The following is a 24,957-nucleotide window of genomic DNA, read 5'->3' on the forward strand; positions in this document are numbered from 1 at the left end:
CAACCTGCCACAACTCGTCCGCGAGAGTCAGGCTGCGCGAGCCGCCTTGTTGTCCGGATGACAGTGCGGACAGGTCTTGCCGGCCACATACATTGGCGACTTCTGCTCTTCAGGCGTCACGACCGCGCGGCAGCCGAAACACTGCGCGGTGGCCGTCGGCTGAAGCTGCGGATTCAGCGCGGTGCGGTAGTCGAACACAAAGCAGTCGCCGTGATAATGGGCGCCGCCCACTTCCTCGAAATACTTGAGGATGCCGCCTTCGAGTTGATAGACGTTCTCGATCCCCACTTCTTTCATGTGGATCGCGGCCTTCTCGCAGCGAATGCCGCCCGTGCAGAAGGAGACGACCGTCTTGCCTTCGAGGTCGGCGCGGTTCTGCTCGATCACTTCCGGAAACTCGCTGAATTTGGTGATGCGGTAGTCGAGCGCGTTGTCGAACGTGCCGACGTCCACTTCGAACGCGTTACGCGTGTCGAGCATGACGACGGGGCGGCCTTCGTCGTCGTGACCGCGGTCGAGCCAGGCTTTGAGCGTGGGAGCGTCGACGAACGGCGCACGGCCCAATTCCGGACGAATGGCCGGCTTTTTCATGGTGATGATTTCGCGCTTGAGCTTGACGAGCATGCGCGTGAACGGCTGCTTCTCCGAGAGGCTCTCCTTGAATTGCAGGTTCGCGAATTTGCCCTCAAAAAGCGGATCGTGACGGATGTAGTCGATGAAAGCGTCGGTGTTCTCGCGCGTGCCGGCGACGAACAGATTGATGCCTTCGGGTGCGAGCAGCACGGTGCCGCGCAGGCCGAGCGCGTTGCAGCGTTCGATGACGTGCGGGCGCCAGGCGGCGGTGTCTTCGATGGTCGCGAAATGATACGCGGCGAGATTAACGATACTCATGGATGCAAAGCGGTAATAAGTGGCGGCGTGGGGCGGGCCCCGCCCGATTGCGGCCTGGATTCCGCCGCCGCACGAGCGCAAGCCCGAGGTTTCTTCTGGCCTGAGGGCATTCCGATGCCCTCAACGCCCGTTCTGCCGCCACTTGGGATTCGGCGAAACCCCTATTATCCCTCAACCCGGCGGTTTCCTTGAGTCGGCCGAATGGCCAGTCGGTTGCGCTAGCGCAAAGGGCGACAGAACTTCAGCGGATCGTTTCCGTGCGCGGCCAACAAAATTCGAAAAATTGCGGCGGATGCGGCGCAGCGCGGCGGCGTCCTATTCCGGACGGCCAGGCGGGTGTTTTGCGCTGAAATCTGCGGGAGGGTGGAGTTACAATGTCGCCCATGTCAGATCCCCGCTTCGTCCATCTCCGCCTCCACTCCGAATTTTCGATCGCCGACGGCATCGTGCGTCTTGACGACGTCGTCAAGGCGGCCGCCAAAGACGGTCAAGGGGCGCTCGCCCTGACCGACCTCGGCAACGCGTTCGGCCTCGTCCGTTTCTACAAGGAAGCGCGCGGCAAAGGGGTCAAACCCATTGCCGGCTGCGACGTCTGGATCACCAATCCGGACGACCGCGACAAACCTTCGCGCCTGTTGCTACTGGTGAAGGACCGGCGCGGCTATCTGAACCTTTGCGAGTTGTTGAGCAAGGCATCGCTCACGAACCAGTACCGGGGCCGTGCGGAAGTCGAGGCCGGCTGGCTCGAGTCGGGACTCGGCGAAGGGCTGCTCGCGTTGTCGGGCGCCCAGCAGGGCGACATCGGCCTTGCGCTGGCCGCGGGCAACCAGGAGGCGGCGAAGCGCAACGCGCTGCATTGGGCGAAGGTGTTTCCGGGCGGCTTCTATATCGAGTTGCAGCGTTGCGGTCAGCCGGGCGGCGAGCAGTACGTGCAGCAGGCGATGGCGCTCGCGGCGTCGTTGAAACTGCCGGTGGTCGCCACGCACCCCATGCAGTTCATGACGCCCGACGACTTCACCGCGCACGAAGCGCGCGTGTGCATTTCCGAAGGCGACATTCTTGCGAATCCGCGGCGCCAGAAGCGCTTTACGCCTGAGCAATATTTCCGCACGCAGGACGAGATGGCCGCGCTTTTTGCGGATATTCCGTCGGCGCTCGCCAACTCGGTTGAAATCGCGAAACGCTGCAATCTCACGCTCGAACTGGGTAAGCCGAAGCTGCCGCTCTTTCCGACGCCCGACGGCATGTCGCTCGACGACTACCTCGTGCATCTGTCGAAAGAGGGCCTGGAAAAACGCCTCGAACAGTTGTATCCGGACGAAGCGGAGCGCGCCGCGCAGCGCGAGACGTATTACCAGCGCCTCGAATTCGAGTGCGGCACGATCATCAAGATGGGCTTTCCGGGCTACTTCCTGATTGTCGCGGACTTTATCAACTGGGCGAAGAACAACGGCGTGCCGGTGGGGCCGGGCCGGGGCTCGGGCGCGGGCTCGCTCGTCGCCTATGCGCTTGGCGTGACCGACCTCGATCCGCTGCGCTACAACCTGCTGTTCGAGCGTTTCCTGAATCCCGAACGCGTGTCGATGCCCGACTTCGACATCGACTTCTGCCAGCACGGCCGCGACCGCGTGATCCAGTACGTGAAGGAAAAGTACGGCGCCGACGCCGTCTCGCAAATCGCGACCTTCGGCACGATGGCGGCGAAGGCGGCGGTGCGCGACATCGGCCGCGTGCTCGATCTCGGCTACATGTTCACGGACGGCATTGCGAAGCTGATTCCGTTCAAGCCCGGCAAGCATGTCACGATTGCCGACGCGATGAAGGAAGAGCCGCTCTTGCAGGAGCGCTTCGACAACGAAGACGAAGTGCACCAGCTGCTCGAACTCGCGCAGCGCGTGGAAGGTCTGACCCGTAACGTCGGCATGCACGCGGGCGGCGTGCTGATCGCGCCCGGCAAGCTCACCGATTTTTGCCCGCTCTACACGCAAGGCGACGAGAGCGGCGTGGTGAGCCAGTACGACAAGGACGACGTCGAAGCCGTCGGCCTCGTCAAGTTCGACTTTCTGGGCCTGACCACGCTCACCATTCTCGACTGGGCCGAGCGTTATATCCGCCGTCTGGACCCGTCGAAGAAAGACTGGTCGCTCGGGCAGGTGCCGCTCGACGATCCGGCATCGTTCTCGATCCTCAAGAAAGCGAACACCGTCGCCGTGTTCCAGCTGGAAAGCCGCGGCATGCAGGGCATGCTGAAGGACGCGCAGCCCGACCGTTTCGAAGACATCATCGCGCTCGTCGCGTTGTATCGTCCGGGCCCGATGGACCTGATCCCGAGCTTTTGCGCGCGTAAACACGGCCGCGAAGTGGTCGAGTATCCGGACCCGCGCGTCGAACCTGTTCTGAAAGAGACCTACGGCATCATGGTCTACCAGGAGCAGGTGATGCAGATGGCGCAGATCATCGGCGGCTATTCGCTGGGCGGCGCCGACTTGCTGCGCCGGGCCATGGGTAAGAAAAAGCCCGAAGAAATGGCCCAGCACCGCGAGCTTTTTGCGGAAGGCGCCGCAAAGAACGGTCTGACGCGCGAGAAGTCCGACGAAATCTTCGACTTGATGGAGAAGTTCGCGGGCTATGGCTTCAACAAGTCGCACGCGGCCGCTTACGCGCTGCTCGCGTACTACACCGCGTGGCTGAAGGCGCACCATCCGGCGGAATTCATGGCGGCGAATATGTCGCTCGCCATGGACGACACGGACAAGGTGAAGATCCTGTTCGAAGACTGCATCGTCAACAAGATGGCCGTGCTGCCGCCGGACATCAACCTGTCGGCATATCGCTTCGAGCCGGTCGCGGAGGCGGACGGTAAGCGCTCGAGGACCATTCGCTACGGCCTCGGCGCGATCAAGGGCAGCGGTCAGAACGCGATTGAAGAAATCCTGCGGGCGCGCGAAGACGGCCCGTTTATCGACATTTTTGATTTCTGCAACCGGATTGACCGCCGCGTTGTCAATCGCCGCACGATTGAAGCGTTGATCCGCGCCGGCGCGTTCGACAGCTTGCATCAGAACCGCGCGCAGCTCATCGCCTCGGTGTCGCTCGCCATGGAAGCCGCCGAGCAGGCGAGCGCCAATGCATTGCAGGCGGGCCTCTTCGATATGGGCGACGCGCCTTCGCAAGGGCACGAACTGGTGGACGAGCCGGAGTGGCCCGAAAAGAAGAAGCTCCAGGAAGAAAAGGCCGCGCTCGGCTTTTACCTGTCGGGCCACCTGTTCGACGCCTACAAGGACGAGGTGCGCCGCTTCGTGCGCCAGAAGATCGGCGAGCTGAAAGAAGGGCGCGACAAACTGGTGGCGGGCATCATCGCATCGCTGCGCACGCAGATGACTCAACGCGGCAAGATGCTCATCGCGCTGCTCGACGACGGCACCGGTCAATGCGAAGTGACGGTGTTCAACGAAATCTTCGAGGCGAACAAGCAGTTGTTCAAGGAAGACGAGCTGCTTGTCGTGCAAGGCCAGGCGCGTAACGACGCGTTCACGGGCGGCATCCGCTTCACGGTGGAAACGGTCATGGATCTCGGCCGCGCGCGCTGCCGTTATGCAGAGGCCGTGAAGGTGAAGATGAACGGCAACGCAGACGCGCAGGCGTTACGGCGCGTCCTCGAAGCGCACAGCGCGGGCAAGGACGAGCCTCAGGCAGCGCCGGCGCCTGCCGCTGCCGCGCGCGGCAACGGCGGCGGTCGCAATGGTGGTCAGGGCGGCGGCTTTGGCGGCTACGGCGACAACAACGGCCGTCAGCGTCAGCCGGTGCATATTCCGAATGGACTCGCGGTTCAGGTGGTGTACCGCAGCGAGAATGCCGAGGGCGAAATGCGTCTTGGCGACGCGTGGCGCGTCAAGCCGACCGACGAGCTGCTCGCCGACCTGCGCGGCCAATTCGCCGGCAGCGCGATTGAGATCGTCTATTGAGCAGCGGCCGAAGCAGCGGGCACGGGGGCCGTGCCGCTGTTAATCGGACTTGACTGCGGGACTTGAAACGCAACTTCAAACGTAACTTCAAACACGACTCGGAGCGCGCCTTCTAGTCCAACTTCGAGCGCGACGCTTCCGCGAGTCGCGCAAGCTTCAAAAACCGGTAGTACACGGTTTCTGCGTTGAATACGGCGATCATGAAACCGGCGCGGCCGTCGAGAAAACCTCGTCGCAGCAAATAAGTTCGCACGAACGCCCAGGCACCGCGAAGCAGCGCCTTGCCGAAGCTGCCGCGTTGGTCCGCTGCGTGACGCTGCAGCGCGCCGGCGGTCGAATAGGCATCGAGCTTGCGCAGTACCGCCTCGAAGTTCTCATACGAGTAGTGCATCAGCTTGCCGGTCAGGCGCTGGGCGGGGGTGTCGAAAACAAGCCGTTCGTGAACGAGGTCGTCGGAAAAACGTGCGGCGCCACGTTTGAAGAGGCGCGGAATCCAGTCCGGATACCAGCCGCTGTGATGAATCCAGTGTCCGCAAAAACTCGACAGCCGGTCCACCGCATAAACATCCGACGTGGGTGCCGCGAGCGCCGCGCGAATGGCGGCCGCCAGTTCCGGCGAGACGATTTCGTCGGCGTCGAGCGACAGAATCCAGCTTGTGGTGAGCGCGTCCACTGCGCGGTTTTTTTGCGGGCCGAAACCGGGCCAGTCGCTCTGCTCGATGACGAGAGCACCGTGCGCGCAGGCAATGTCGGCGGTGCCGTCGGTGCTGCCGCCGTCGATCACGACAATCTGATCGGCAAAGGCCACCGACTGCAGGCATTCGGCCAGCCGCGCCGCCGCGTTTTTAGTGATGATGGCGACGCCGAGGGTGGTAGGTTGCATACCTGAAGGGCTGATTGCAAATGGCGTGAAGGTGAAGAGGGAACGCCTAGGCGAAGCGCGCGACCAAGCGCACCACCAGGCGCCGCGGGTCGCGCAAGTATACACACACGGCTCACTCTTTCTGCGTACCCCGAAGCCGGCACCAAAACGTCAGCCGGCCATCAACGTCAACCGTTTACAATGCTTCTTTTCGATCTTCGCGCCGCGGGCAGCCGGTCGCCGGCGCGAATCTCGTCCCGCATTTCCAGAGGATTCCTTGAGCGCGAAGCCAACGTTAAGCAAACCCATCGGTGGAGGTGAGGCGTCGTCACCCTCCGTCGTTTTCCGGCGCCTGTGGCCGTTCGTCAAGCCGCTCCTGTGGGTGATCGTCGGGGCCGTTATCGCGATGGCGGCCAGCGCGGCCACGGACGCCGCCATCCCCGCGCTGCTCAAGCCGCTCCTCGACAAGGGTTTCGGCGCCCATGCGAGCGACAACGCGAAATGGTTCGTGCCCGTCGCCGTGATCGGCCTCGCGCTGATCCGCGGCGTGGCGCAATACGCGTCCGGCTATCTGCTCGCCTATGTCTCCAACAAGATCCTGCTTGAACTGCGGCTGCGCATGTTCGACCGCATGATTCACACGAGCGTCGCCTTTTTCCAGCGCGAAACGGCGAGCACGGTCATCAACGCGATTGTCTTCGAGGTCAATCAGATCCTCAACGTGCTGCTGAGCGTCATGGTCACGCTGGTGCGCGACTCGCTCACTGTGATCTTTCTGCTCGGCTATCTGTTCTATCTGAACTGGCGCCTCACGCTGATCGTTGCCGTGCTGCTGCCGGGTATCGGCTGGCTGGTCGGCAAGATCAATCGCCGGCTGCGGCGTCTTAACCGCGAGCATCAACTGTTGACGAACGAGCTGTCCTATATCGTCGAGGAGACCGTGGGCGGCTACAAGGTCGTCAAGGTTCATAACGGCGAGAAGTACGAGATCGACCGTTTCACGTCGATGAGCAAGCGCCTGCGCGGCTACGCGATGCGCATGACGGTTTCCGGCGGCCTTGCCCAACCGTTGACGCAGTTCCTCGCGTCGATTGCGCTCGCGGTGGTGATCACGATCGCGGTGGTGCAGTCGTCGTCGGATCAGACCACGGTCGGCGGCTTTGTCGCGTTTGTCACGTCCATGCTGCTCATCATTTCGCCGCTCAAGCACCTGATGGACGTGAACCAGCCGCTGCAGCGGGGCATGACCGCGGCCGAGCTGATCTTCGGTCTGATCGACGAACCGGCGGAGCCCGCGGGCGGCGGCAAGCCGCTCGAGCGCGCGCGCGGCGAAGTCGAGTTCCGCAACGTCTCGTTCACGTACAGCACCAACGCCACGCACAATCGCCATACGCTCGATCAGGTGTCGTTCAGGGTGGCGCCGGGTGAAATGGTCGCGCTCGCGGGCCCGTCGGGCAGCGGCAAGACCACCCTTGTGAACCTGCTGCCGCGCTTTTTCGATCCGACCGGTGGGGAAATTCTCGTCGACGGCGTCGCGCTGACCGAATACGATCTGCACGCGTTGCGCAGCCAGATCGCGATGGTGAGCCAGGACGTCGTGCTCTTCAACGACACGGTGGCCAACAACGTCGCATACGGTCAGACCGCGGATCGCGACCGGGTCGAGGCGGCGCTGCGCGCGGCCAACCTGTGGGACACGGTGGCCGCCATGCCCAACGGCATCGACACGCTCGTGGGCGACAACGGCATGATGCTGTCCGGCGGGCAACGGCAGCGTCTCGCGATCGCGCGTGCCATCTACAAGGACGCGCCCATCCTGATTCTCGACGAAGCCACGTCGGCGCTGGATTCCGAGTCCGAGCGCCACGTGCAGGCCGCGCTCGAAACGCTGATGAAGGGCCGCACCACGCTCGTCATCGCGCATCGGCTGTCGACCATCGAGCGCGCGAACCGCATCCTCGTGATGGAGGCGGGGCGTATCGTCGAGCGCGGCAGCCACCGCGAGCTGCTGGCGCAGAACGGGCTGTATGCGCATCTGCATCGCATTCAGTTTCAGCAGAACGCCGCCTGATGGGACGGCGCGGCGAACGGGGTGGCGCAGCGCAACGGGGCTGCGCGCACCACGTTTACAGATTTCCCGCGCCCCTCGCGCCTTTCCCGCTGCGTTTTCCCTGAGTTTCCGCCGAATTCCCCGCTGAACTCCCTTACCGCCTCTTGTCAAACCGTCATTTAGTCGGTTTTTCGGTACAGTGTGTGTTTTTGAAGCGTTTTGTTTGCGCTTTTCTCACATTGGCCGCATCCTGACGGCCTTGCACCGTCCCGCGCCGCGGAGATTCCTTTTTACATGCATCACGACGACAACCTCAGCGAGCCGCTGGTTTCCATAGCGCTCGCCACGTACAACGGCCGCACCTATCTCCCGGAGCTGCTCGCTTCGCTCGAGGCGCAAAGCTGGCCGAATCTCGAAGTGGTGGTTTCCGACGACGCTTCCACCGACGGCACGCCCGAACTTCTCGCCGCCTACGCCGGGCGCATTCCGGTGCGCCTCGTGGCGAGCGGCGAACGGGTCGGCATTGTGCGCAATTTCGAGCGGGCGCTGGCCGCTTGCCGCGGCGACTACGTTGCGCTCGCCGATCAGGACGACGTGTGGGTGCCGGAAAAGATCGCCGACCTGATGCGCGAGGTCCGCGAGGCCGAGCAGGCGCGCGGCCGGGCCACGCCGGCGCTGGCCTTCTGCGACATCGAGCTGGTGGACGCGAAGCTGTGCTGCGTGTCGACGTCGCTTTTCGACATCACCGCAAAATCGCGCCGCGCCGAGCGTCTGCGCGATTTCCTGCTGAGCAACCACGTGCCGGGCTGCGCGATGCTCGTCAATCGCGCGTCGCTCGAACGCGCGTTGCCTTTGCCGGCGGGCATCGTCATGCATGACTGGTGGCTGGCGATGGTCGTCGCGGCATTCGGCGAGATCCGTCATGTGGCGGCGCCTCATCTGAAATATCGTCAGCACGACGGCAATGCGGTCGGCGCGAGCGCGACCAATCAGCGGCCGACGAGCGCCGCACGCGGCGAATGCAGCGCCGCAGCAGCACAGCGGCGAGGCGCGAGCAGGCGGCGCCAGATCGACGGCATCGCGGACCAGATCCGCCTCTTTGCGCGGCGCTTCGGCACGGAACTGCCGGCCCACGCCCGCGAAGATATGAATGCCTTTTCGCGCGGCATCGAAAACTGGCGCGGCGCGGTCGAATTCGTGCTGATCAGCCACACCGGCGAGAGCTTCCTGCGCGCACTGAAGATGATGCGGCGCTTGCGCAAGAGCGTGCTGAGCTTCGGCGTAGAGTCGCACTGTCCGCCTTTCGCGCAGCGCTTGCGGCGCCGGCGCAGCGCGTCCTGACGGCGGGCGCGAAGGCGCCGCCTATTTCAGGGTCTCCGACAGAACGCGGCGCTGCTGAGATTCGGCGCCAGGCCTTATCCCCGCCGCTCGCGCAAGGTCCGCTTCAGCCACAATCCGGGCGCATAAACTGCCGGACAGCTGGCATAGAGAAACATCCGGATGCGCAGCCCGAGTTTGACGCCCGGGCTCCGCGCGAGCAACCCGGCGCGCTCGGCGAGAGTTCCCGCCTCGAACATCGCGCGAATGAACTGCTCGCGCGCGAGCTTCGGCGCCATGGCCGTGCGCATGCGCTCGCCGACGCCGGCAATCTCCGCGTCGCGCTGCAACTGCGCGAGTTCCGCGAGTCCATAGCGGTTGCTTTGCCGCATGCGGGCGATGAGTTCATCCACCGATCCATAACGGCGCTTGCGCGAGAGCCCGCCGCGCCGGTAGCGCACGAGCGGCTCGCGCAGGCTCAGCGCGCCGCCGGACAGGATCGCGCGCAGCACCATGATCTGATCTTCGGCGGCGGCGCCCGGCAACATCGGCCCGAAGCGCTCGAAGAGCCGCCGCGACCACACATGCGCCGCGCCGATGAGCCACGGGCGCGCGTTCAGCCAGTCGTCGAAGCTGCGATAGCCGTCCAGTTCCGTGGGACTCATGCGCTCGTGAATATTTCCGGCTTCGTCCATGTCGGCGAGGTCGGTCGCGATCAGATCCGGCCGCCGGTCGTGCGCGAGCCAGAAGTCGACCACCCGCTCGCAGCGGTCAGGCGCCGAGATGTCGTCTCCGGCCGCGACGAACAGCAGCTCGCCGTTCGCCATCTGCGCGAGTTGCGAGAGGTGCGCGCTGATGCCCTGATTCGCCTCATTGCGGCGCACGACGACGCGGTGCGGTCCCTCGTAACCGGCCACGGCCGCCTGAATGGCGGCGAAGGTCGAGTCGCGCGAGGCGTCGTCGGAAACGATGATTTCGAGCGGCTCGTAGGTTTGCGCGAGCGCGGCTTTCACGGCGTCGGCGATCTGCTGTTGCTGGTTGTAGGCGATCAGCAGCATCGACGCGAGCGGGCGCTGCGGGGCCGACGCGGTGGACGCGGCAGGCGAGGATGGGAGCGGCGGACTATCGGTCATGAATTCGGCAAAGGTGCGATTGGGCTCGATTCTAATCGGTGCCGGGGCGGCTGCGTCATGCCGGGCGCCGGTGCGCATCCTTTACAATTGCGCTAGTTCGAAAACCGGCGCGCGGCGCACCTGCCGCCGGGGCGCCTCATTCCATCACCGAGACCTCTTCTTTGTCCGAGCCGATCCGCCCACTCCTCACCGACATCGCCCTGACCGCCCAGGCGCTCAAGAACAGCGGCGGCGCCGAGCGCTACACGCGCGACGTGATCGCCGGCCTGCATCGGATGGGTGTGCGGCCTACGCTTTTTGCCCGCGAGATCGACCGCGCGCTGCCCGAGGCGGCTTGGGTCGACGCCCAACCGCTGAACGTGCGTTGGGCGCCACGCAAACTGCGCAATCTGGCATTCGACTGGCGCCTCGCGCAGCGCCTGAAGCGCCGCCGTCCCGCCTGCGTGTTTTCGATCAATCACTCGACGCATGCCGACGTCGCGCTGTGCGGCGGCACGCATCCGGGCTCGCTGGAAGCGGCAGGCCGCGCCGCGCGCCGCAGCGACCGGTGGCAGATCGAGCTGGAGCGGCGCGTCTACACGCACGCGCGCTCGATCGTCGCGCATTCGCAGTTGATGAGCCGTGAGTTGCAGCGCTTTTACGGCGTGCCTGCCGAACGCATCGACGTGATTTATCCGCCGGTCGACACCGAGCGCTTCCAGCCGCTGTCCGATGACGCCCGCGCCGCGGTCCGCCGGCACTTCCATCTGCCGGAAGACCGCGTGATCTTCGTGTTTTCGTCGACGAGTCACGAGCGCAAAGGCTATCCGCTACTGGAGGCTTTCTTTTCGCAGACCACGCTGCCGGTTTGCCTCGCGGTAGCTGGACGGCCGGTGCCGCGAACCGGCGAAACGATTCGCTACGTCGGTTATTGCAACGAGATCGAGAAGCTGTTCGCCGCGGCGGATTTCACCGTCGTCGCGTCCGCGTATGAGCCGTTCGGGCTCGTGGGCGTGGAGTCGGTCATGTGCGGCACGCCGCTTGTGATTGCCGACAATGTCGGTTCGGCGGAAACCGTGAAGGGCGCCGCGAAGATCGAGTTTTCGCGACAGGAGGCGGGCAGCTTCGAGCGCGCGATTCATGCGGCGCTCGAACGGGTGCGGCAAGGCGGCGCGAGAATCGCGGATCCGCTCGCGAGCCTCGTCTACGATCCGAGCGTCGACGCGCACGTCGCGGCGTTGTATGAACGCTTCAGGCGCTAAAGCGCGCAGCGCGATGCATCCGGAGCGAGGCACATCCGGGCTTTCTAATGTGCCCGAAGCCTCAACGCGCGCGCCGCTCGCCCTGCAATTCGCCCGACTGCTGCAGTTCGCGTTTGCGCGAATCGATCACCGCGAGGAAGGTCGCGACCAGCAGCGCGAGCAACACCGTCACCATGATCGGCACGAGCACGTCGATGGTCAGTCCGAAGATGACCGTGCTCGTCGCCACCGCCAGCCCGGCGTAGGAGGCCGCGCGGATCGCCGGGTCGCTCGAATGGCGGTGCCGCCAGAAATACACCGACATCCCATGGTAAAAAAGCAGCAGGCACGCCACGCCCACTGCACCCATTTCGGCGAGCGTCGAAAAGAAGTCGCTATGCGCGCGCTCGTTGACGATTTCGTTCTTCACCTCGCCGCGCTTCGCCATCGCGCCCAGTTCGTTCACGAGGTGGCCCTTGCCGATGCCATAGACGGGGTGATGCTCGAAGATCATCCGCGACGCGTTCCATAACTGCAGCCGCAGGCCGACGGACGTGTAGTCCTCGCCTTGATGCAGCATCGAAAAGTCGGTGGTGGCTTCGCTGATACGTTTCTGGATGCGTTCGGTTGAAAGCAGCGCGCCGGCCGCGATCACGATCGCGACGCTCGCGACCAGCAGGCGCTTCTTGTGCGCAAACCACTGATACTGCATGCCGAGCAGCACGACGAACACCGGCACGGCCAGCCAGCCGCCGCGTGTGCCCGACAGATAGGACGCGTAGCCGCCCGCCGCGAGAGCGATGAGCCGCACGCCGGCAATGCGCCAGTCGCGCGGACCGTCCCAGCCAAGCGTGAACGCGGACAGGAACGCCAGCAGCAGCGCCGTATCGCCGAAGGGAATGGCGTTCGTATAAGAATTATTGAGACGATTGGCGTCGGTCCAGCCACCGGCCGGTTGATCGACGACCGCCCAGATGCCCACGGCCAGCGCGCCCGCCGCACAGCCCCAGCCGATCATCCGCAGATGCCGCGACGGCAACTGCCGCAGCAGCAGGAACACCGGCAGCGCGAGCACGAAGCGCGACAGCGCGTCGAACTGCCTCGGCAGCCAGTAACCCAGCACCACTTGCTGAACGCCGATTCCGACGACGAACGCGAGCATGCCGATAGTGAACCACCGGTAAGTGCGCAGGCCGGAGAAATAGCCGGGCGTGCGGCGGTTTGCGACGGCGGCGCCCAGCGCGAGCGCGAGAATGGCGAAGAAGCAGTAGCCGGTGCCGCCGCGCCAGACGAGATTGACCGCGGGCGCAAGAAACAGCAGGGCGGCGGTGAGCCAGACCAGACTGGGTGCAAAAATCATAGGGCGACTTTTTGTATTGACACTACCGTTCCGGGTGGAACTGCGAAGGGCCGGATCCATCGTTGGGTTTTTTAAGACGGTAGGGCGATTGCGATTATAACCGTGCACTGCCTTGCAAAAAGCTTGCGTGGCGCCCCGTGAGATCGCCTGCAACGCCGGGCGGCGGCCACGGCCCGGCGCCACATGGGCCGCGTTTGTCGTGCGCGAAGGCGCGGGCGGTACAATCCCCGCCACACTCATGGCCGGCGCGCGGCCGCAACCGCGTGCGCAACCCGCTCAACGGACAGAACCGATGTTCTCAATCATCATCCCGACCTGGAACAACCTGCCTTATCTGCGCCTCGTCATCGAGAGCCTGCGCCGTCATTCGACGCACGCGCATCAGATCATCGTGCACGTCAACGACGGCTCCGACGGCACGCTCGCCTGGGTGCGAGACGAGGGCATCGAGCACACGGCGTCGCCGGGCAACATCGGCATCTGTCACGCGGTGAACATTGCGGCGGCGCGTGCCACGCGCGACTACATCGTCTATATGAACGACGACATGTACTGTTGCCCCGGCTGGGACGAGGCGCTGGTGAAGCGCCTGCCTCACATGCCCGCCGACAATCTGTTCATGCTGTCGGGCACCATGATCGAACCGGTCGATTCGGGCAATCCGTGCGTGGTCGTGCAGAACTTCGGCCGCGACGTGCAGACGTTCCGGGCCGACGAACTGGTCGCCGCGACGCCGCGGCTCGTGCGCGCGGACTGGCGCGGCGCGACGTGGCCGCCCACGCTCGTGCACCGGGACTGGTGGCACAAGGTGGGCGGTTACAGCAGCGAGCTGAGTCCCGGCATGAGCAGCGACAACGATTTTTCGATGAAACTGTGGGACGCCGGCTGCCGCGTGTTCCTCGGCGTCGGCGACAGTCTGGTTTATCACTTCCAGCAGAAGAGCACCGGCAAGATCGTCAAAAATGATGGCCGCCGCCAGTTCCTGAACAAGTGGGGCATGACGCAGGCGACTTTCGACCGCTATTATTTGCGGCGCGGCACGGCGGTGGACGGCGGGCCGGCGGTGAGCGAGCCCGAGCGCACCGGACGCTTGCGGCGCGCGCTGCTGAAGTCGCGCATCAAGCGCGCGTTCGGCTGATGGCCTTGAACTGAGGCTTTGAACCGAGAGGTGCGGCCTGCGCGGGCCGCAAAGCACGTGGCGTCAAACGCCGCCGGTGACGAGCGGCAGCACGGTCAGATCCGGATGCGTGCCCTCGACGATGCTGCGTCCCACATGCACGCCCTCGTAAAGCGCGTCGTCCCTGCTGGCGAAGCTTTCTTCGCCGTCCGCGTGGAAAGACACCGCGTGCCCGGGAATCGACGGATCGGCCCCCGGATGACAGACGTAACCGACATACGTGTAGCGATTCTTCGCCGGGTTTGCGGTATTCGGCGGCGCGTTGAACTCGTTCGTTTCGCCCGGCGCATTTTTTTGCAAGGGCGCCACGTGAATCTCGAATCCCTCGTAATCGACCGTTTCCCAGGGTGCGGTTTCGTCGGCCATGGCCGCCTCCGTCTTCGTCGCGCATACCAAAAAGTCTAGGTGATTTCGTGGTGAAGCGCGCTGCCCGGCGGATACTGCGAAACCACTAGGGCTTCACTGCGCCGAGTTGCCTGAGCAGCGTCAGGTTGTCCTCCAGGTGCCAGTTTTCGACGATGCGCCCCTCCTTCACGCGATACAGATCGAAAGCCTGGAAATCGACAGGCTGGCCTTCGCCTTTGAGGCTCTGAAACTGGCCGGTGAAATGGCCGCGGAAGTGCAGGTGAACCGAAGCGCGGTCGCCGGCAACGACGAGGTCGTCGATTTCGGCGCGAAGATCGGGCACCGCCGCACGAAACGCCTGAGAGGCCTTCAGCGGACCTTCGGGGCCTTGCGGACGGCCATCGGGCAAGGTTCGGTCGACGAATGCCGGCGAAAGTGCGAGCGTCGCGTATGACTCTTCGCCGGTGTGCCAGAATGCCGCGTAGCGGCGCGCCGCGAGCACCACGGCGGCGGCGCTCGCGGAATGACTGTCGGTGGCGAGATGGTGCGGCGCGGGCAGACCGGCATCGGCGGCGAGCGCGTTTGGCGCGGCCGTGAGCGTGCCGAGTGCGGCGGCGGCAGTAGCGGTGGTAATCAGCGCACGGCGCGCGATTGTGAACAGCAGGAGAGTGGACATAGCGGCGCTCCGGAGAGAAGTTGACGACGTGGTCCGCATTCTCCGGATTACGGCAAATTTTGATAATGCGTCTTGTACTTGAAGCATTTTCTTATGATGCTTGAAAATGTGTGCCGCGAACCCGGGACGTTGCGTCAGTTTTCCTCGCGTCCGAACAGACATCGGCCCATTGGCCACCGTGATCGCCCGACGCGCGCCGTCATATAGAATGACGCGCTTTGCCTGTCAGACACTTCGCCTATGTGGTTCAAAAACCTGCAGCTTCATCGTCTTCCCGCGCCGTGGTCCGTCACGGCGGAACAAATGGAAAAATGGCTCGCGCCGCACGCGTTCGCGCCCGGCAATAGTGTCGAAATGCAAAGCCACGGCTGGGCGTCGCCGCGCGATAACGACTCGCTCGTCTACGCGCTCAACGGCCAGATGCTGCTCACGTTTCGCGCCGAAAAGAAGTTGCTGCCCGCTTCGGTCGTCACGCAGGTGACGAAGGCGCGCGCTGCCGAACTCGAGGAGCAACAGGGTTTCAAACCCGGTCGCAAGCAGATGCGCGAACTCAAGGAGCAGGTGACCGATGAACTGCTGCCGCGCGCGTTCAGTATTCGCCGCGATACGCGCGTGTGGATCGATTGCCGCAATGGCTGGCTTGTTATCGACGCGGCGTCGCAGGCGGTCGCCGACGAAGTGCGCGGCCTGCTGGTGAAGTCGGTCGATCAACTGCCGCTCGGAACCGTGCGCGTCGCGCAATCGCCCGTTGCGGCCATGACGGAATGGCTGCTTTCGGGCGACGGTCCCGCCGGCTTTAGCGTCGACCAGGACACCGAGTTGCGCTCGCCGACGGAAGGCAACGCCACGGTCCGCTACGTCGGACACACGTTGGATGCGGAAGACATGCGCCGTCATATCGAGGCCGGCAAGCAATGCATGCGGCTTGCGATGACATGGAAGGACCGCGTGTCCTTCGTGCTGACGCCTTCGCTCACGATCAAGCGGATTGCGCCGCTCGACGTGTTGAAGGAAGCGGGCGATCCGACCGCGCAAAACGACGACGAACGCTTCGACTCCGACTTCACGTTGATGACCGCAGAGCTGGACAAGATGCTCGGCGATCTGCTGGATGCGTTGGGTGGGGAGCAGGGCGAGGGGATGTTGCGGGCGGCTTGAGGGGAGGCCGCCGGGTGATTTCTGCGCTTGCTCGTGCGGGGACGGTTGGCCTGTGTTGATGGAGGGTTTTGATTGGCCGGCATGCGCGGGTTTTTTTCGATGACCGAACCCTTGTCCCGTCATCGACGCACGTCACTTGCCTCCCGCGCCCGGCTTGCGCAGCATACCCTCGCGCGCATCAGGCAAACCCTTATCCCAACGCCGCCATCGCCTGTTCGATCTCCTCCTTGCTCAGGTCGCGCTTGTGTGTCGCCAAAGACCAGTTGTGCCCGAACGGGTCTTTCAACTGACCGTAGCGGTCGCCCCAGAACATGTCGGCGACCGGCACCTTGACGGTCGCGCCGGCATCGACAGCCTGCTGGAAACTGGCGTCCACATCTTCGACATAGTGGTGAATCGTCACCGGCGTGCCTTGCAGATGGTTCGGGCCGAAACACTGGTGTTCGGGCCATTCGTCGGTGAGCATCAGCATCGAATCGCCGATTTTCAGGCACGCGTGCATCACCTTGCCGTCCGGCCCCGGCAGGCGGAACTGCTCGACGGCGTTGAAGGCTTTCTTGTAGAACTCAATGGCTTCTGCGGCATTCGCGCAGATCAGATACGGCGTGAGCGAGTGCATCCCGTCCGGGATCGGTTTGACAGCGGGGCTGGTCATGACGGCGGCTCCTTGAAGTAACAGGTTCGTGGATTGAAAGTCCGACTGTTTCAGCCAGGCCTTCAACGTTACGACGAGCACCGCACCGCCGAATCGACACTCCGGAAAAAATATTTTCGAGCCCGTCAGCCGTCAGCCTGCCGGGCTATCCTCGTCAGCAGGCGCGGCGGGCGCCGGCGCGGAACCCGGCGCAGGTGCCGCCGCGCCCGTCGGCGCGCCGAGTATGCTGATCTGGAAAGTCGGCGTGCCCGCGAGCGACTGCAGCGTCGCGTCCTCGGGAATGTGCTCGAGAAGCGGCAGAATCACCGAACCGCCGATGACCGCGCGCCGGCTGTTGTCGCCCGGCCGCAGTCCCCAGACGTCCTGATACACCACCGGCACGGCGACGCCGTTGCGCGTCGTATTGCCGATGTAAAGCATCACGTGCCCGCCGATATAGATCAGCGTGCGCAGCGGCACGCCGTGCTCGGCCAGATAGTCGAGCCTTTGCGCGGGCGTCGAGGCCGACAGGTCGATCATGCGCCCGGCGCTCATCTGCGTGGACGAATGGCGCGGCAGCCACACGCCGAATGCCGCGAAGATGCTTTGCAACTCCGACGAACAGTCGTTGTAGAGGCCGCTGTTGCCCCAGCCGTAGGGACGGCCGATGAGTGCTTTCATGAGCGTCGCCAGATGGCGCGGCGTGGCGGCGAGCGGCATCGGCGCGATCTGTGTGTCGTCGAGTTCCGCGGTGCGGATGAGCGCCTCGCCTTCGGCGTCGCGCGCGGGCACGAGCACCGTGCGCGACGTGGGCGGCGGGACGGCGGCATCACTGCCGAGGTCGCCGTTATTCGAGTTCGCCGCAGCCCGACCTGCAGCCGAAAGCCCGCCACGCTTCGCCGTACCCCGCGCAGCATTGCCCGGCGACGCCGCCACCAGCGGCAGCAGCGTCCCGGCGGGCGCCTCGAAGCGAAACACGCCGCGGCTGTCGCGCACCGGCACGAAAGCGCCGATTACTGCACCCAGCGATTTCGCGCTCGCGGCACGCCACGCATCGACAAAACGCTCGCTCGCCATGCCGACGCCGTCGCTGCGCACCCAGCCCTGGACGTCGGGCGTCTGCACGTAACGCCATGCGCCGTCCACGCTCGTGCCGAGCACATACAGCGGCGTGCCGGGCCGCACGGCCGAAATCTGCAGATTGTCGAACGGATAGCCTTCGCCGGCGAGGCGGTGATCGTAGAAGGAAGGGTCGGTGGTGGGCAGCTCGCGCACCATCAGATTGGTCGTCGCAATGGCCCGCCGCAACGGCTGATAGACCGGCGCCTCCGTGAATTGCGCGACGTTCATGTTTCGCGCAATGGCGTCGATCCACGCCTTGTCGTGCGGACGGAAATTCTCGCCGTAACCAACGGCCGCACCGCTTTTGCCGGTATTGTCGAACCTGTCGATGCGGCGTTGCTGCAACGCGGCGATATCCGCGCCTTGCTGGCGATACACGCGCATCGTCACATACGCGGAATTCCACGGCGACGGCGCGCTCGTGCCCGTGCCGAAGTAGCGCGCGTAGAGGGCCTGAAAATGCGCCTGCTGGTCGGCGGGGCTCAGGAACGGCTGGTCGTAGCCGGCACTGTCGGGCTCGAGCCAGTGATCCACATTCTGGTCGTAAGCGCCGAGCGGAAAGAGCCCGACGGTGTCGGCGGGCACGCGCGCGTCGCGCGTGTGCGAGGGATTGCTGCACGCAGCCAGCGCGACGAGCGACGCCGCCGCCACGGACGCCGCGACAGCGCGCCAGCCGCCCTGCAACGCAGGGGCAATGCGCGCGTCGCGAAGCGGGTGGGGAAGGCGGAGAAAGCGCACCACACTAACAACGCACGCGGATCGAAAAACGCGGGCAACGCGAAAAGGAACGGCTAGACGCATGAGTTCGGCAAAGAGAGTCCAAGGGCACGATGATACGGCGTTGTGCGTTCCATTACACTTGATCGCAAGCTAGACCCACGCTTTTCCAGACCCGAGGGAGCACGACATGCAAACGAGCGCACGTAATCGGTTCGCAGGCGAGGTAGTCGACATCACGCACGGCGCAGTGAACGACGAGGTCACGCTGCGCACCGCGGACGGCCTGGAAATCGTCGCGATAATCACGCACGGTAGCGCGACGACGCTCGGGCTGTCCGCGGGCAAGCGGGCCTTTGCGCTGGTGAAGGCATCGTCCGTCATCGTGATGGTCGACGTCTCGAAGAACCAGGTGTCGGCGCGCAACTGCATCGCGGGCACCGTGACCGGCCTCACCAAAGGCGCGGTCAACTCCGAAGTGACAATCGAGGCGGGCGGCGCGCAGATCGCCGCAATCGTGACCACCGAGAGCGTCGAGCGGCTCGGCCTCGCAGCGGGGAAAGCGGCGAGCGCCATCTTCAAGGCGTCGAGCGTGATTGTCGGCGTGGAGTCGTAGTGGCCGCACTCCAGTGATCGCGCAAGCGGCTTGCTTTACACTGGACCGCGCGGTTGCATCGTTTGTTTGTTTTGCCGTTTCTGGCTTTTACCACGGACCCACCATGTTCGAAGTCTCCTCCGCCTCGCATTTGCCGAAGGCCGCGCATTACGAAGAGCTTGTCGCGCAGGCGCGCTCGCTCCTCGCCGACGAAACCGACTGGATCGCCAACGCTGCGAATTTCTCGTCGTTCGTCTTTCATTCGTTGAGCGATCTGAACTGGGCGGGTTTCTATTTTCACGACGGCCGCGAGCTGGTGGTCGGCCCTTTCCAGGGCAAGCCGGCGTGCGTGCGCATTCCGCTCGGCAAAGGCGTGTGCGGCACCGCGGCGCAAACACGCGAAACGCAGATCGTGCGCGACGTTCACGAGTTTCCCGGCCATATTGCGTGCGATTCGGCGTCGCAATCGGAAATCGTCGTGCCGCTCGTCGCGCCCGACGGCACGCTGATCGGCGTGTGGGATGTCGATAGTCCGGTCCTCGCGCGCTTCGACGAAGAAGACGCTAAGGGCATGCAAGCGCTGTGCGCGGTGTTCATCGAGGCGGCATTACCGCGCGCGTCGTAGTCACTGCACACACGGCTCGTTTCAGAATAACAAGGCGGCGATGCAAGCTCACTTCCCAGTCGCAGTAGAAACGCCCGAGGCCGCGCTCGCCGCTGCTCCCTTCGGCATGTTCATCTGCGATGGAAACGGCACGTTCCAGACCGTCAACACGGCGCTGGAAAAGCTCACGGGACTGAGCGCCGATGAACTGGTCGGCCGGCGCGGTTTTGAATCGCTGCACGATCCGGCCGAACTCGCAAGGCGCCGCGCCGAGCTGCCGTGCCTCGCGGCGATCGGCGCCCGCTACGAGGGCGAATGGAGTTACCGGCGACGCAGCGGCACGCCGGTGCGTGTCGTGCTGGCGCTATCGCCGCTATCGCCTCCATTGCCCATGCCCGGCGCCGCGGCGCGCCCGCCAGGCGAGGTGCTTTACGTCGGTGTGGTCGTCGACATGACGCGCTACGCGCAATCCGAAGCTCGCCTTTGGTACCTGTCGCATCACGACGGCGTGACCCGTCTGCCGAATCAGACGCTCTTCACCGAGCGCCTCGAGCTGACCATCGCGCGCTGTCAGCGCAGCCACAGTGCGTTCACGGTGCTGATCGCGGAGCTCGGTCATTTGCGCAAGCTGCGCGACGCGCTCGGCTTGCATGCGGCCGAGCTCGTGCTGCAGATCGTCGGCGAGCGCCTGCGCGGGCTCTTTCCGAACGACGGCACGATTGCGTCGATCGGCGGCTCGCAGTTCGCGCTCTTGATCAACGAAACCGGCGCTGCCGCGGATGCGTTCGCGGCCGAGGCGCTCGGCCGCATTGCCGAGCCGATCGACTATGGCGGCACCGCGCTCAATATCGCCGCGAGCATCGGTATCGTTGCCTATCCGGACGACGGCGACGATGCCGCGACGCTGATGCGGCGCGCGGGCGTCGCGTTGTCGGCGGCGGCCGCGGTGCACGGCAATGCGGTCCGCCGTTTTTCGACCGCGCTAGAAGGGCAGGCGGCGCGCCGCTTTCAGATCGAGACGATGCTGCGCGAAGCGTTGCAACGCCAGCAACTGCATCTCGTGTATCAGCCGCAGGTGACGCTCGCCAACGGACGGATCGCGCAAGTGGAAACGCTGCTGCGCTGGAACCATCCGCAGCGCGGCATGATCAGTCCGGCGGAATTCGTGCCGGTCGCCGAAGAGTCCGGGTTGATCGAGCAGATCGGCGAGTGGGTGATCCGCACCGCATGCCGCGAGGCCGGCAAGCTGCTGCGGCTGACCGGCAACCTGCCGCGTGTCGCGATCAATGTGTCGCCGCAGCAGTTTCAGCGCGCGGATCTGTTCGAGACGATTCGCGAGGCACTGGACGATGCCGCGCTGCATCCGTCGTACCTCGAAGTGGAAATCACCGAAGGCGCATTGCTCGGCGACACCGAACAGGCGCTGCACACGCTGCACGCGTTGCGCGACCTGGGCGTGGAGATTGCCGTCGACGACTTCGGCACAGGCTATTCGAGTCTCGCGTATCTGACGCGTTTTCCGCTGAACCGTTTGAAGATTGACCGCTCGTTCGTCACGCGCATGAGCGGCGATCCGCAATGCCTTGCGCTGGTCGGCGCGATCATCGCGATGGCGCACGCGCTCAAGTTGCGCGTCACGGCGGAGGGCGTCGAAACGCCCGAGCAGGCCGCGCAATTGCAGGCGCTCGGCTGCGACGAGGCGCAAGGCTTCTGGTTCTCGCGGCCGGTGACGGCCTCGGGGTTGCGGAATCTGATCGGGCCGTTGGGCGCGGGTTAGCGCTGTGTGTTGTGAGGACGCTCGCGCTGAAGCGGCGCATGACTACATCAGCACAATGTCGTATTGCTCCTGACTCAAATTCGATTCGACCTGCAACGACACGGGCTTGCCAATAAAATCGATCAGCATCGCGAGATGCTGCGACTCTTCTTCGAGAAAGAGATCGATCACCTGCTGCGACGCCACCACGCGAAACTCGCGCGGATTGAATTGCCGCGACTCGCGCAGAATCTCGCGCAGCACGTCGTAGCAAACGGTACGCGGCGTCTTCACCTGGCCCTTACCCTGGCAAACCGGGCACGGCTCGCACAACACATGCGCGAGCGACTCGCGTGTGCGCTTGCGCGTCATCTCGACCAGCCCGAGCTGCGAGAAACCATTCACCGTGACCCGCGTGCGGTCGCGCGACAACGCGCGCTTCAGTTCGCCCAGCACCTGATCGCGGTGCTCGACGTTCTCCATATCGATGAAGTCGATGATGATCACGCCGCCAAGATTGCGCAGCCGCAACTGGCGCGCAATGGTGTGCGCCGCTTCGAGGTTGGTCTTGAAGATGGTGTCGTCGAAATTGCGTGCGCCGACGTAGCCACCCGTATTCACGTCGATGGTGGTCATGGCCTCCGTCTGGTCGATCACGAGATAGCCGCCCGACTTCAGATCCACCCGGCGCGATAACGCGCGCTGAATCTCCGCCTCGATGTTGTACAGGTCGAAGAGCGGCCGCTCGCCGGTGTAGTGATGCAGTTTCGCGGAGACGGCCGGCGTGAACTCGGCTGCGAAATCGGCGAGCATCTGATAGGTCTCACGTGAATCGACCTGAATGCGCGAGGTCTCGTCGTTGACGAAGTCGCGCAGCACGCGCTGCGCCAGATTCAGGTCCTGATAGAGCAGACTGGTGGGCGGCATGCGCTGGCCTTGCGACAGAATCGTTGCCCAGGTCTTGCGCAGATACGCGACGTCGGCGGCCAGTTCTTCGCTCGTCGCGTCTTCGGCGATGGTGCGCACGATGTAGCCGCCTTTCTCGTCGGCGGGCAGCACGGCGGTCAGCCGCGCGCGCACCGCCTCACGTTCGGCTTCGCTCTCGATCTTCTGCGAAATGCCGATATGCGGCTCCTGCGGCAGATACACGAGCGTGCGCCCGGCAATGCTCACTTGCGTGGAAAGCCGCGCGCCCTTCGTGCCGATCGGATCCTTCACGACCTGAACCATGAGCGTCTGGCCCTCGAACACGATCTTTTCGATGGGCTGATGCGGGCTCTGGTGTTGCGGTTCGCCGGCAATGCGCGGATGCCAGATGTCGGCTACGTGCAAAAACGCGGCGCGTTCGAGACCGATGTCGATAAACGCGGATTGCATGCCCGGCAACACGCGCACGACCTTGCCGAGATAGACGTTGCCGACGCGGCCCCGCGACAGCGTTCGTTCGACGTGAAGTTCCTGGACGGCGCCTTGCTGGACGAGCGCGACGCGCGTTTCCTGCGGCGTGACATTGATCAGGATTTCTTCATTCATGGTGTTGTTCTAGAAGTCGATGCGCGCTGCACGCAGAAGGGCAGCGGTTTCAAAAAGCGGCAAACCCATGATACCTGAATAGGACCCGTCGATATGCTCGATAAACTCCGCGGCGCGTCCCTGAACGCCGTACGCGCCCGCCTTGCCGAGCGGCTCGCCGCTTGCCACGTAGCGGCGAATCGCGTCTGCGTGCAGCGCAGCAAAACGCACCTTCGACACCGACAGCGCCGTGGGCAGCAACTCGCCGTGCGCGTCCACCACGGCGACGGCGGTGAGCACTTCGTGGTCGCGGCCCGCGAGGCGCGTGAGCATCGCCGCGGCGTCGTCGGCGTCGAGCGGTTTGCCGAGAATCGCGTCGTCGATCGTGACCGTTGTGTCCGCAACCAGAATGGGCCGCGCGACATGGCCGCCTGCCACGAGGCGCGCACGCGCGGCGCGCGCCTTTGCTGCGCACACACGTTGCACGTAGTCGTGCGCGCGCTCGCCGGGCAGTTCGGCTTCGAGGGCTTCGGCGTCTTCATCGGGGCGCGGCAGCAGCAGTTCGAAGCGCACGCCGATCTGTTGCAGCAATTCCTGGCGGCGCGGACTCTGCGACGCGAGATAGACGAACGGATGCAGCGAAGCGGCGGATGTCGGCATGAAGAAGTCTCTTTGAGGTCTCGTTGAAACGGATCACATGAGGGCGGCGGTGCATCGCGGCTGGGCCCCGCATGGCGGTGTCGTGCATGACGCAATGACGCAGGCGGCGCCCGCTTCACGCGGGCAGGCGCAATGAAAGCGTGGCGCTGTGCACACCCGCAGCGTCACTGTGAAGGGCCGCGCCGCGCCTGCCGAGGCATGCGCCGCAGGACCGCCGGTGTTCGCTCACGCGCGATGATAGGGGTGATTTTGCGTGATGGTCCACGCGCGGTAAAGCTGCTCGGCGAGCAGCACGCGCACCATCGCATGCGGCAACGTGAGGCTGGAGACGCGCAGCAGCATGTCGGCGCGCGCCTTCAGCTCAGGGTCGAGCCCGTCCGCGCCGCCGATCAGAAACGCGACGTCGCGGCCGTCCTGCTGCCAGCCGGGCAGGGCGCCCGCAAGCTGCATGGTGGTCCAGTCCTTGCCGCGTTCGTCGAGCGCGACGATGCGCGAGTTCTTCGGCAGCGCGGCTTCGATCTTCACGCGCTCGGCGGCCATCACGCTTTCGGCCGGCCGGCCCGACGAGCGCTGCTCGGGCTTGATCTCGCGCAGCTCGATGCGCAGTTCCGGCGGCATGCGTTTCGCGTATTCGTCGAAGCCGGTGGCGATCCAGTCCGGCATCTTGTGGCCGACGGCGAGAATGTGCAGTTTCATGAATGCTCGCAAGCTCGGGCCGCGGACTGATGCCGCGAGCCGGTCAGCCGCTTACTTGCGGCGCGCCGCGGTCTTGCGCGCGGGTTTCTTCGCGGCCGGCGCTTCTTCGTCCTCGTCCTCTTCGTCGGGCTCGCTCGAGCGCGCGCCGCCGAACGGATCAGGCGTGGACAGCTTGATGCGCACCGGCTTCTCGCCCCAGATTTCCTCGAGGTTGTAGTACTGGCGCAGCGCCGGCTGCAGGATGTGGACGATCGCGTCGCCGCAATCCACGAGCACCCATTCGCCGATGTCCTCGCCTTCCGTGCTGACGATCTCGCCCCCGGCTTCCTTCACGCCTTCGCGCACGCTTGAGGCGAGCGCCTTGGTTTGCCGGTTCGAGGTGCCGCTCGCGACGATCACGCGATCGAACAGCGCGGTCAGATGGCTGGTGTTGAACACCCTGATGTCTTGCGCCTTGACGTCTTCGAGAGCGTCGACGATCACGCGTTGCAGTTTGCGAATATCCAT

Annotated in this window: 21 protein-coding genes; 9 read left to right on the forward strand and 12 right to left on the reverse strand. The window is 64.6% G+C overall.

Annotated elements, in window-relative coordinates:
• Positions 1–27: 27 nt before the first annotated feature.
• Complete coding sequence (locus HV711_RS07100) at positions 28–891, reverse strand: sulfurtransferase (RefSeq protein WP_013587668.1); 864 nt, start codon at positions 889–891, stop codon at positions 28–30.
• 374 nt (positions 892–1,265) lie between these two features.
• Here HV711_RS07100 and dnaE point away from each other — a divergent pair, with 374 nt between their 5' ends.
• Complete coding sequence (gene dnaE, locus HV711_RS07105) at positions 1,266–4,856, forward strand: DNA polymerase III subunit alpha (protein WP_035486933.1); 3,591 nt, start codon at positions 1,266–1,268, stop codon at positions 4,854–4,856.
• A 112-nt stretch (positions 4,857–4,968) separates the two neighbouring features.
• Here the strand turns inward: dnaE and HV711_RS07110 are convergent, their stop codons facing one another.
• The gene (locus tag HV711_RS07110) at positions 4,969–5,739 is read right to left on the reverse strand and encodes a glycosyltransferase family 2 protein (RefSeq protein WP_035486936.1); all 771 of its coding nucleotides are present in this window, start codon (positions 5,737–5,739) and stop codon (positions 4,969–4,971) included.
• Positions 5,740–5,995: 256 nt separating this feature from the next.
• Between HV711_RS07110 and msbA the strand changes: the two genes are divergently transcribed.
• Positions 5,996–7,789, forward strand: a complete 1,794-nt coding sequence (msbA, locus tag HV711_RS07115) for a lipid A export permease/ATP-binding protein MsbA (RefSeq protein ID WP_013587671.1) — start codon at positions 5,996–5,998, stop codon at positions 7,787–7,789.
• Positions 7,790–8,062: 273 nt separating this feature from the next.
• Positions 8,063–9,109 (forward strand): glycosyltransferase family 2 protein, encoded by a 1,047-nt coding sequence (locus tag HV711_RS07120; RefSeq protein ID WP_035487031.1) that lies wholly within the window; start codon positions 8,063–8,065, stop codon positions 9,107–9,109.
• A gap of 74 nt (positions 9,110–9,183) precedes the next feature.
• Here the strand turns inward: HV711_RS07120 and HV711_RS07125 are convergent, their stop codons facing one another.
• Positions 9,184–10,218 (reverse strand): glycosyltransferase, encoded by a 1,035-nt coding sequence (locus HV711_RS07125; RefSeq protein ID WP_035487033.1) that lies wholly within the window; start codon positions 10,216–10,218, stop codon positions 9,184–9,186.
• A 161-nt stretch (positions 10,219–10,379) separates the two neighbouring features.
• On the opposite strand from HV711_RS07125, the gene HV711_RS07130 reads away from it, so the two are divergent.
• Positions 10,380–11,459, forward strand: coding sequence for a glycosyltransferase family 4 protein (locus HV711_RS07130; protein WP_035486940.1), 1,080 nt, complete (start codon positions 10,380–10,382; stop codon positions 11,457–11,459).
• 61 nt (positions 11,460–11,520) lie between these two features.
• On the opposite strand, the gene HV711_RS07135 is transcribed toward HV711_RS07130, so the two are convergent.
• On the reverse strand, positions 11,521–12,798 hold the full coding sequence (locus HV711_RS07135; protein ID WP_013587675.1) for an O-antigen ligase family protein: 1,278 nt from the start codon (positions 12,796–12,798) through the stop codon (positions 11,521–11,523).
• A gap of 292 nt (positions 12,799–13,090) precedes the next feature.
• On the opposite strand from HV711_RS07135, the gene HV711_RS07140 reads away from it, so the two are divergent.
• Positions 13,091–13,936: a glycosyltransferase family 2 protein gene (locus tag HV711_RS07140; protein WP_013587676.1), complete on the forward strand. Its 846-nt coding sequence runs from the start codon at positions 13,091–13,093 to the stop codon at positions 13,934–13,936.
• A gap of 63 nt (positions 13,937–13,999) precedes the next feature.
• Here HV711_RS07140 and HV711_RS07145 read toward each other — a convergent pair whose 3' ends face one another.
• Positions 14,000–14,341 (reverse strand): hypothetical protein, encoded by a 342-nt coding sequence (locus HV711_RS07145; RefSeq protein WP_013587677.1) that lies wholly within the window; start codon positions 14,339–14,341, stop codon positions 14,000–14,002.
• A gap of 85 nt (positions 14,342–14,426) precedes the next feature.
• Positions 14,427–14,996 (reverse strand): ester cyclase, encoded by a 570-nt coding sequence (locus HV711_RS07150; RefSeq protein WP_035486944.1) that lies wholly within the window; start codon positions 14,994–14,996, stop codon positions 14,427–14,429.
• A gap of 240 nt (positions 14,997–15,236) precedes the next feature.
• Here HV711_RS07150 and HV711_RS07155 point away from each other — a divergent pair, with 240 nt between their 5' ends.
• Positions 15,237–16,154, forward strand: a complete 918-nt coding sequence (locus HV711_RS07155) for a recombination-associated protein RdgC (RefSeq protein WP_028360522.1) — start codon at positions 15,237–15,239, stop codon at positions 16,152–16,154.
• 190 nt (positions 16,155–16,344) lie between these two features.
• On the opposite strand, the gene HV711_RS07160 is transcribed toward HV711_RS07155, so the two are convergent.
• Together HV711_RS07160 and HV711_RS07165 are read right to left on the reverse strand one after the other, a co-directional pair.
• On the reverse strand, positions 16,345–16,809 hold the full coding sequence (locus HV711_RS07160) for a VOC family protein (protein ID WP_013587683.1): 465 nt from the start codon (positions 16,807–16,809) through the stop codon (positions 16,345–16,347).
• A gap of 132 nt (positions 16,810–16,941) precedes the next feature.
• A complete protein-coding gene (locus tag HV711_RS07165; protein ID WP_244142665.1) occupies positions 16,942–18,711 on the reverse strand; it encodes an SH3 domain-containing C40 family peptidase in 1,770 nt (589 codons plus the stop codon).
• 106 nt (positions 18,712–18,817) lie between these two features.
• Between HV711_RS07165 and HV711_RS07170 the strand changes: the two genes are divergently transcribed.
• From HV711_RS07170 to HV711_RS07180, 3 genes are all read left to right on the forward strand, one after another.
• Positions 18,818–19,243 carry a TOBE domain-containing protein gene (locus HV711_RS07170; RefSeq protein WP_035486948.1) on the forward strand — a complete coding sequence of 142 codons (426 nt, stop codon included), beginning with the start codon at positions 18,818–18,820 and terminating at the stop codon, positions 19,241–19,243.
• A 103-nt stretch (positions 19,244–19,346) separates the two neighbouring features.
• Positions 19,347–19,847 carry a GAF domain-containing protein gene (locus HV711_RS07175; protein WP_035486952.1) on the forward strand — a complete coding sequence of 167 codons (501 nt, stop codon included), beginning with the start codon at positions 19,347–19,349 and terminating at the stop codon, positions 19,845–19,847.
• A 40-nt stretch (positions 19,848–19,887) separates the two neighbouring features.
• Entirely contained in the window at positions 19,888–21,603 is a 1,716-nt protein-coding gene (locus tag HV711_RS07180) for a sensor domain-containing protein (protein WP_035486955.1), read from the forward strand.
• Between the two features lie 42 nt (positions 21,604–21,645).
• Here the strand turns inward: HV711_RS07180 and rng are convergent, their stop codons facing one another.
• The 4 genes from rng to rsfS form a co-directional block, all read right to left on the reverse strand.
• Entirely contained in the window at positions 21,646–23,115 is a 1,470-nt protein-coding gene (rng, locus tag HV711_RS07185; protein WP_013587727.1) for a ribonuclease G, read from the reverse strand.
• Positions 23,116–23,124: 9 nt separating this feature from the next.
• Positions 23,125–23,754, reverse strand: coding sequence for a Maf family protein (locus HV711_RS07190; RefSeq protein WP_013587728.1), 630 nt, complete (start codon positions 23,752–23,754; stop codon positions 23,125–23,127).
• A 225-nt stretch (positions 23,755–23,979) separates the two neighbouring features.
• Complete coding sequence (rlmH, locus tag HV711_RS07195; RefSeq protein ID WP_035486958.1) at positions 23,980–24,450, reverse strand: 23S rRNA (pseudouridine(1915)-N(3))-methyltransferase RlmH; 471 nt, start codon at positions 24,448–24,450, stop codon at positions 23,980–23,982.
• Between the two features lie 51 nt (positions 24,451–24,501).
• Positions 24,502–24,957 (reverse strand): ribosome silencing factor, encoded by a 456-nt coding sequence (gene rsfS / locus HV711_RS07200; protein ID WP_013587729.1) that lies wholly within the window; start codon positions 24,955–24,957, stop codon positions 24,502–24,504.

Origin of the sequence: Paraburkholderia phenoliruptrix (genome assembly GCF_902859825.1) — a bacterium.
Taxonomy (GTDB): domain Bacteria; phylum Pseudomonadota; class Gammaproteobacteria; order Burkholderiales; family Burkholderiaceae; genus Paraburkholderia; species Paraburkholderia phenoliruptrix.

What these genes read in the sequence shown, in the direction of transcription:
- HV711_RS07100 (WP_013587668.1), bottom strand. Translation starts at nt 891, where the DNA reads ATGAGTATCGTTAATCTCGCCGCGTATCATTTCGCGACCATCGAAGAC.
- dnaE (WP_035486933.1), top strand. Translation starts at nt 1,266, where the DNA reads ATGTCGCCCATGTCAGATCCCCGCTTCGTCCATCTCCGCCTCCACTCC.
- HV711_RS07110 (WP_035486936.1), bottom strand. Translation starts at nt 5,739, where the DNA reads ATGCAACCTACCACCCTCGGCGTCGCCATCATCACTAAAAACGCGGCG.
- HV711_RS07120 (WP_035487031.1), top strand. Translation starts at nt 8,063, where the DNA reads ATGCATCACGACGACAACCTCAGCGAGCCGCTGGTTTCCATAGCGCTC.
- HV711_RS07125 (WP_035487033.1), bottom strand. Translation starts at nt 10,218, where the DNA reads ATGACCGATAGTCCGCCGCTCCCATCCTCGCCTGCCGCGTCCACCGCG.
- HV711_RS07135 (WP_013587675.1), bottom strand. Translation starts at nt 12,798, where the DNA reads ATGATTTTTGCACCCAGTCTGGTCTGGCTCACCGCCGCCCTGCTGTTT.
- HV711_RS07140 (WP_013587676.1), top strand. Translation starts at nt 13,091, where the DNA reads ATGTTCTCAATCATCATCCCGACCTGGAACAACCTGCCTTATCTGCGC.
- HV711_RS07145 (WP_013587677.1), bottom strand. Translation starts at nt 14,341, where the DNA reads ATGGCCGACGAAACCGCACCCTGGGAAACGGTCGATTACGAGGGATTC.
- HV711_RS07150 (WP_035486944.1), bottom strand. Translation starts at nt 14,996, where the DNA reads ATGTCCACTCTCCTGCTGTTCACAATCGCGCGCCGTGCGCTGATTACC.
- HV711_RS07155 (WP_028360522.1), top strand. Translation starts at nt 15,237, where the DNA reads ATGTGGTTCAAAAACCTGCAGCTTCATCGTCTTCCCGCGCCGTGGTCC.
- HV711_RS07160 (WP_013587683.1), bottom strand. Translation starts at nt 16,809, where the DNA reads ATGACCAGCCCCGCTGTCAAACCGATCCCGGACGGGATGCACTCGCTC.
- HV711_RS07165 (WP_244142665.1), bottom strand. Translation starts at nt 18,711, where the DNA reads ATGCGTCTAGCCGTTCCTTTTCGCGTTGCCCGCGTTTTTCGATCCGCG.
- HV711_RS07170 (WP_035486948.1), top strand. Translation starts at nt 18,818, where the DNA reads ATGCAAACGAGCGCACGTAATCGGTTCGCAGGCGAGGTAGTCGACATC.
- HV711_RS07175 (WP_035486952.1), top strand. Translation starts at nt 19,347, where the DNA reads ATGTTCGAAGTCTCCTCCGCCTCGCATTTGCCGAAGGCCGCGCATTAC.
- HV711_RS07180 (WP_035486955.1), top strand. Translation starts at nt 19,888, where the DNA reads ATGCAAGCTCACTTCCCAGTCGCAGTAGAAACGCCCGAGGCCGCGCTC.
- rng (WP_013587727.1), bottom strand. Translation starts at nt 23,115, where the DNA reads ATGAATGAAGAAATCCTGATCAATGTCACGCCGCAGGAAACGCGCGTC.
- HV711_RS07190 (WP_013587728.1), bottom strand. Translation starts at nt 23,754, where the DNA reads ATGCCGACATCCGCCGCTTCGCTGCATCCGTTCGTCTATCTCGCGTCG.
- rlmH (WP_035486958.1), bottom strand. Translation starts at nt 24,450, where the DNA reads ATGAAACTGCACATTCTCGCCGTCGGCCACAAGATGCCGGACTGGATC.
- rsfS (WP_013587729.1), bottom strand. Translation starts at nt 24,957, where the DNA reads ATGGATATTCGCAAACTGCAACGCGTGATCGTCGACGCTCTCGAAGAC.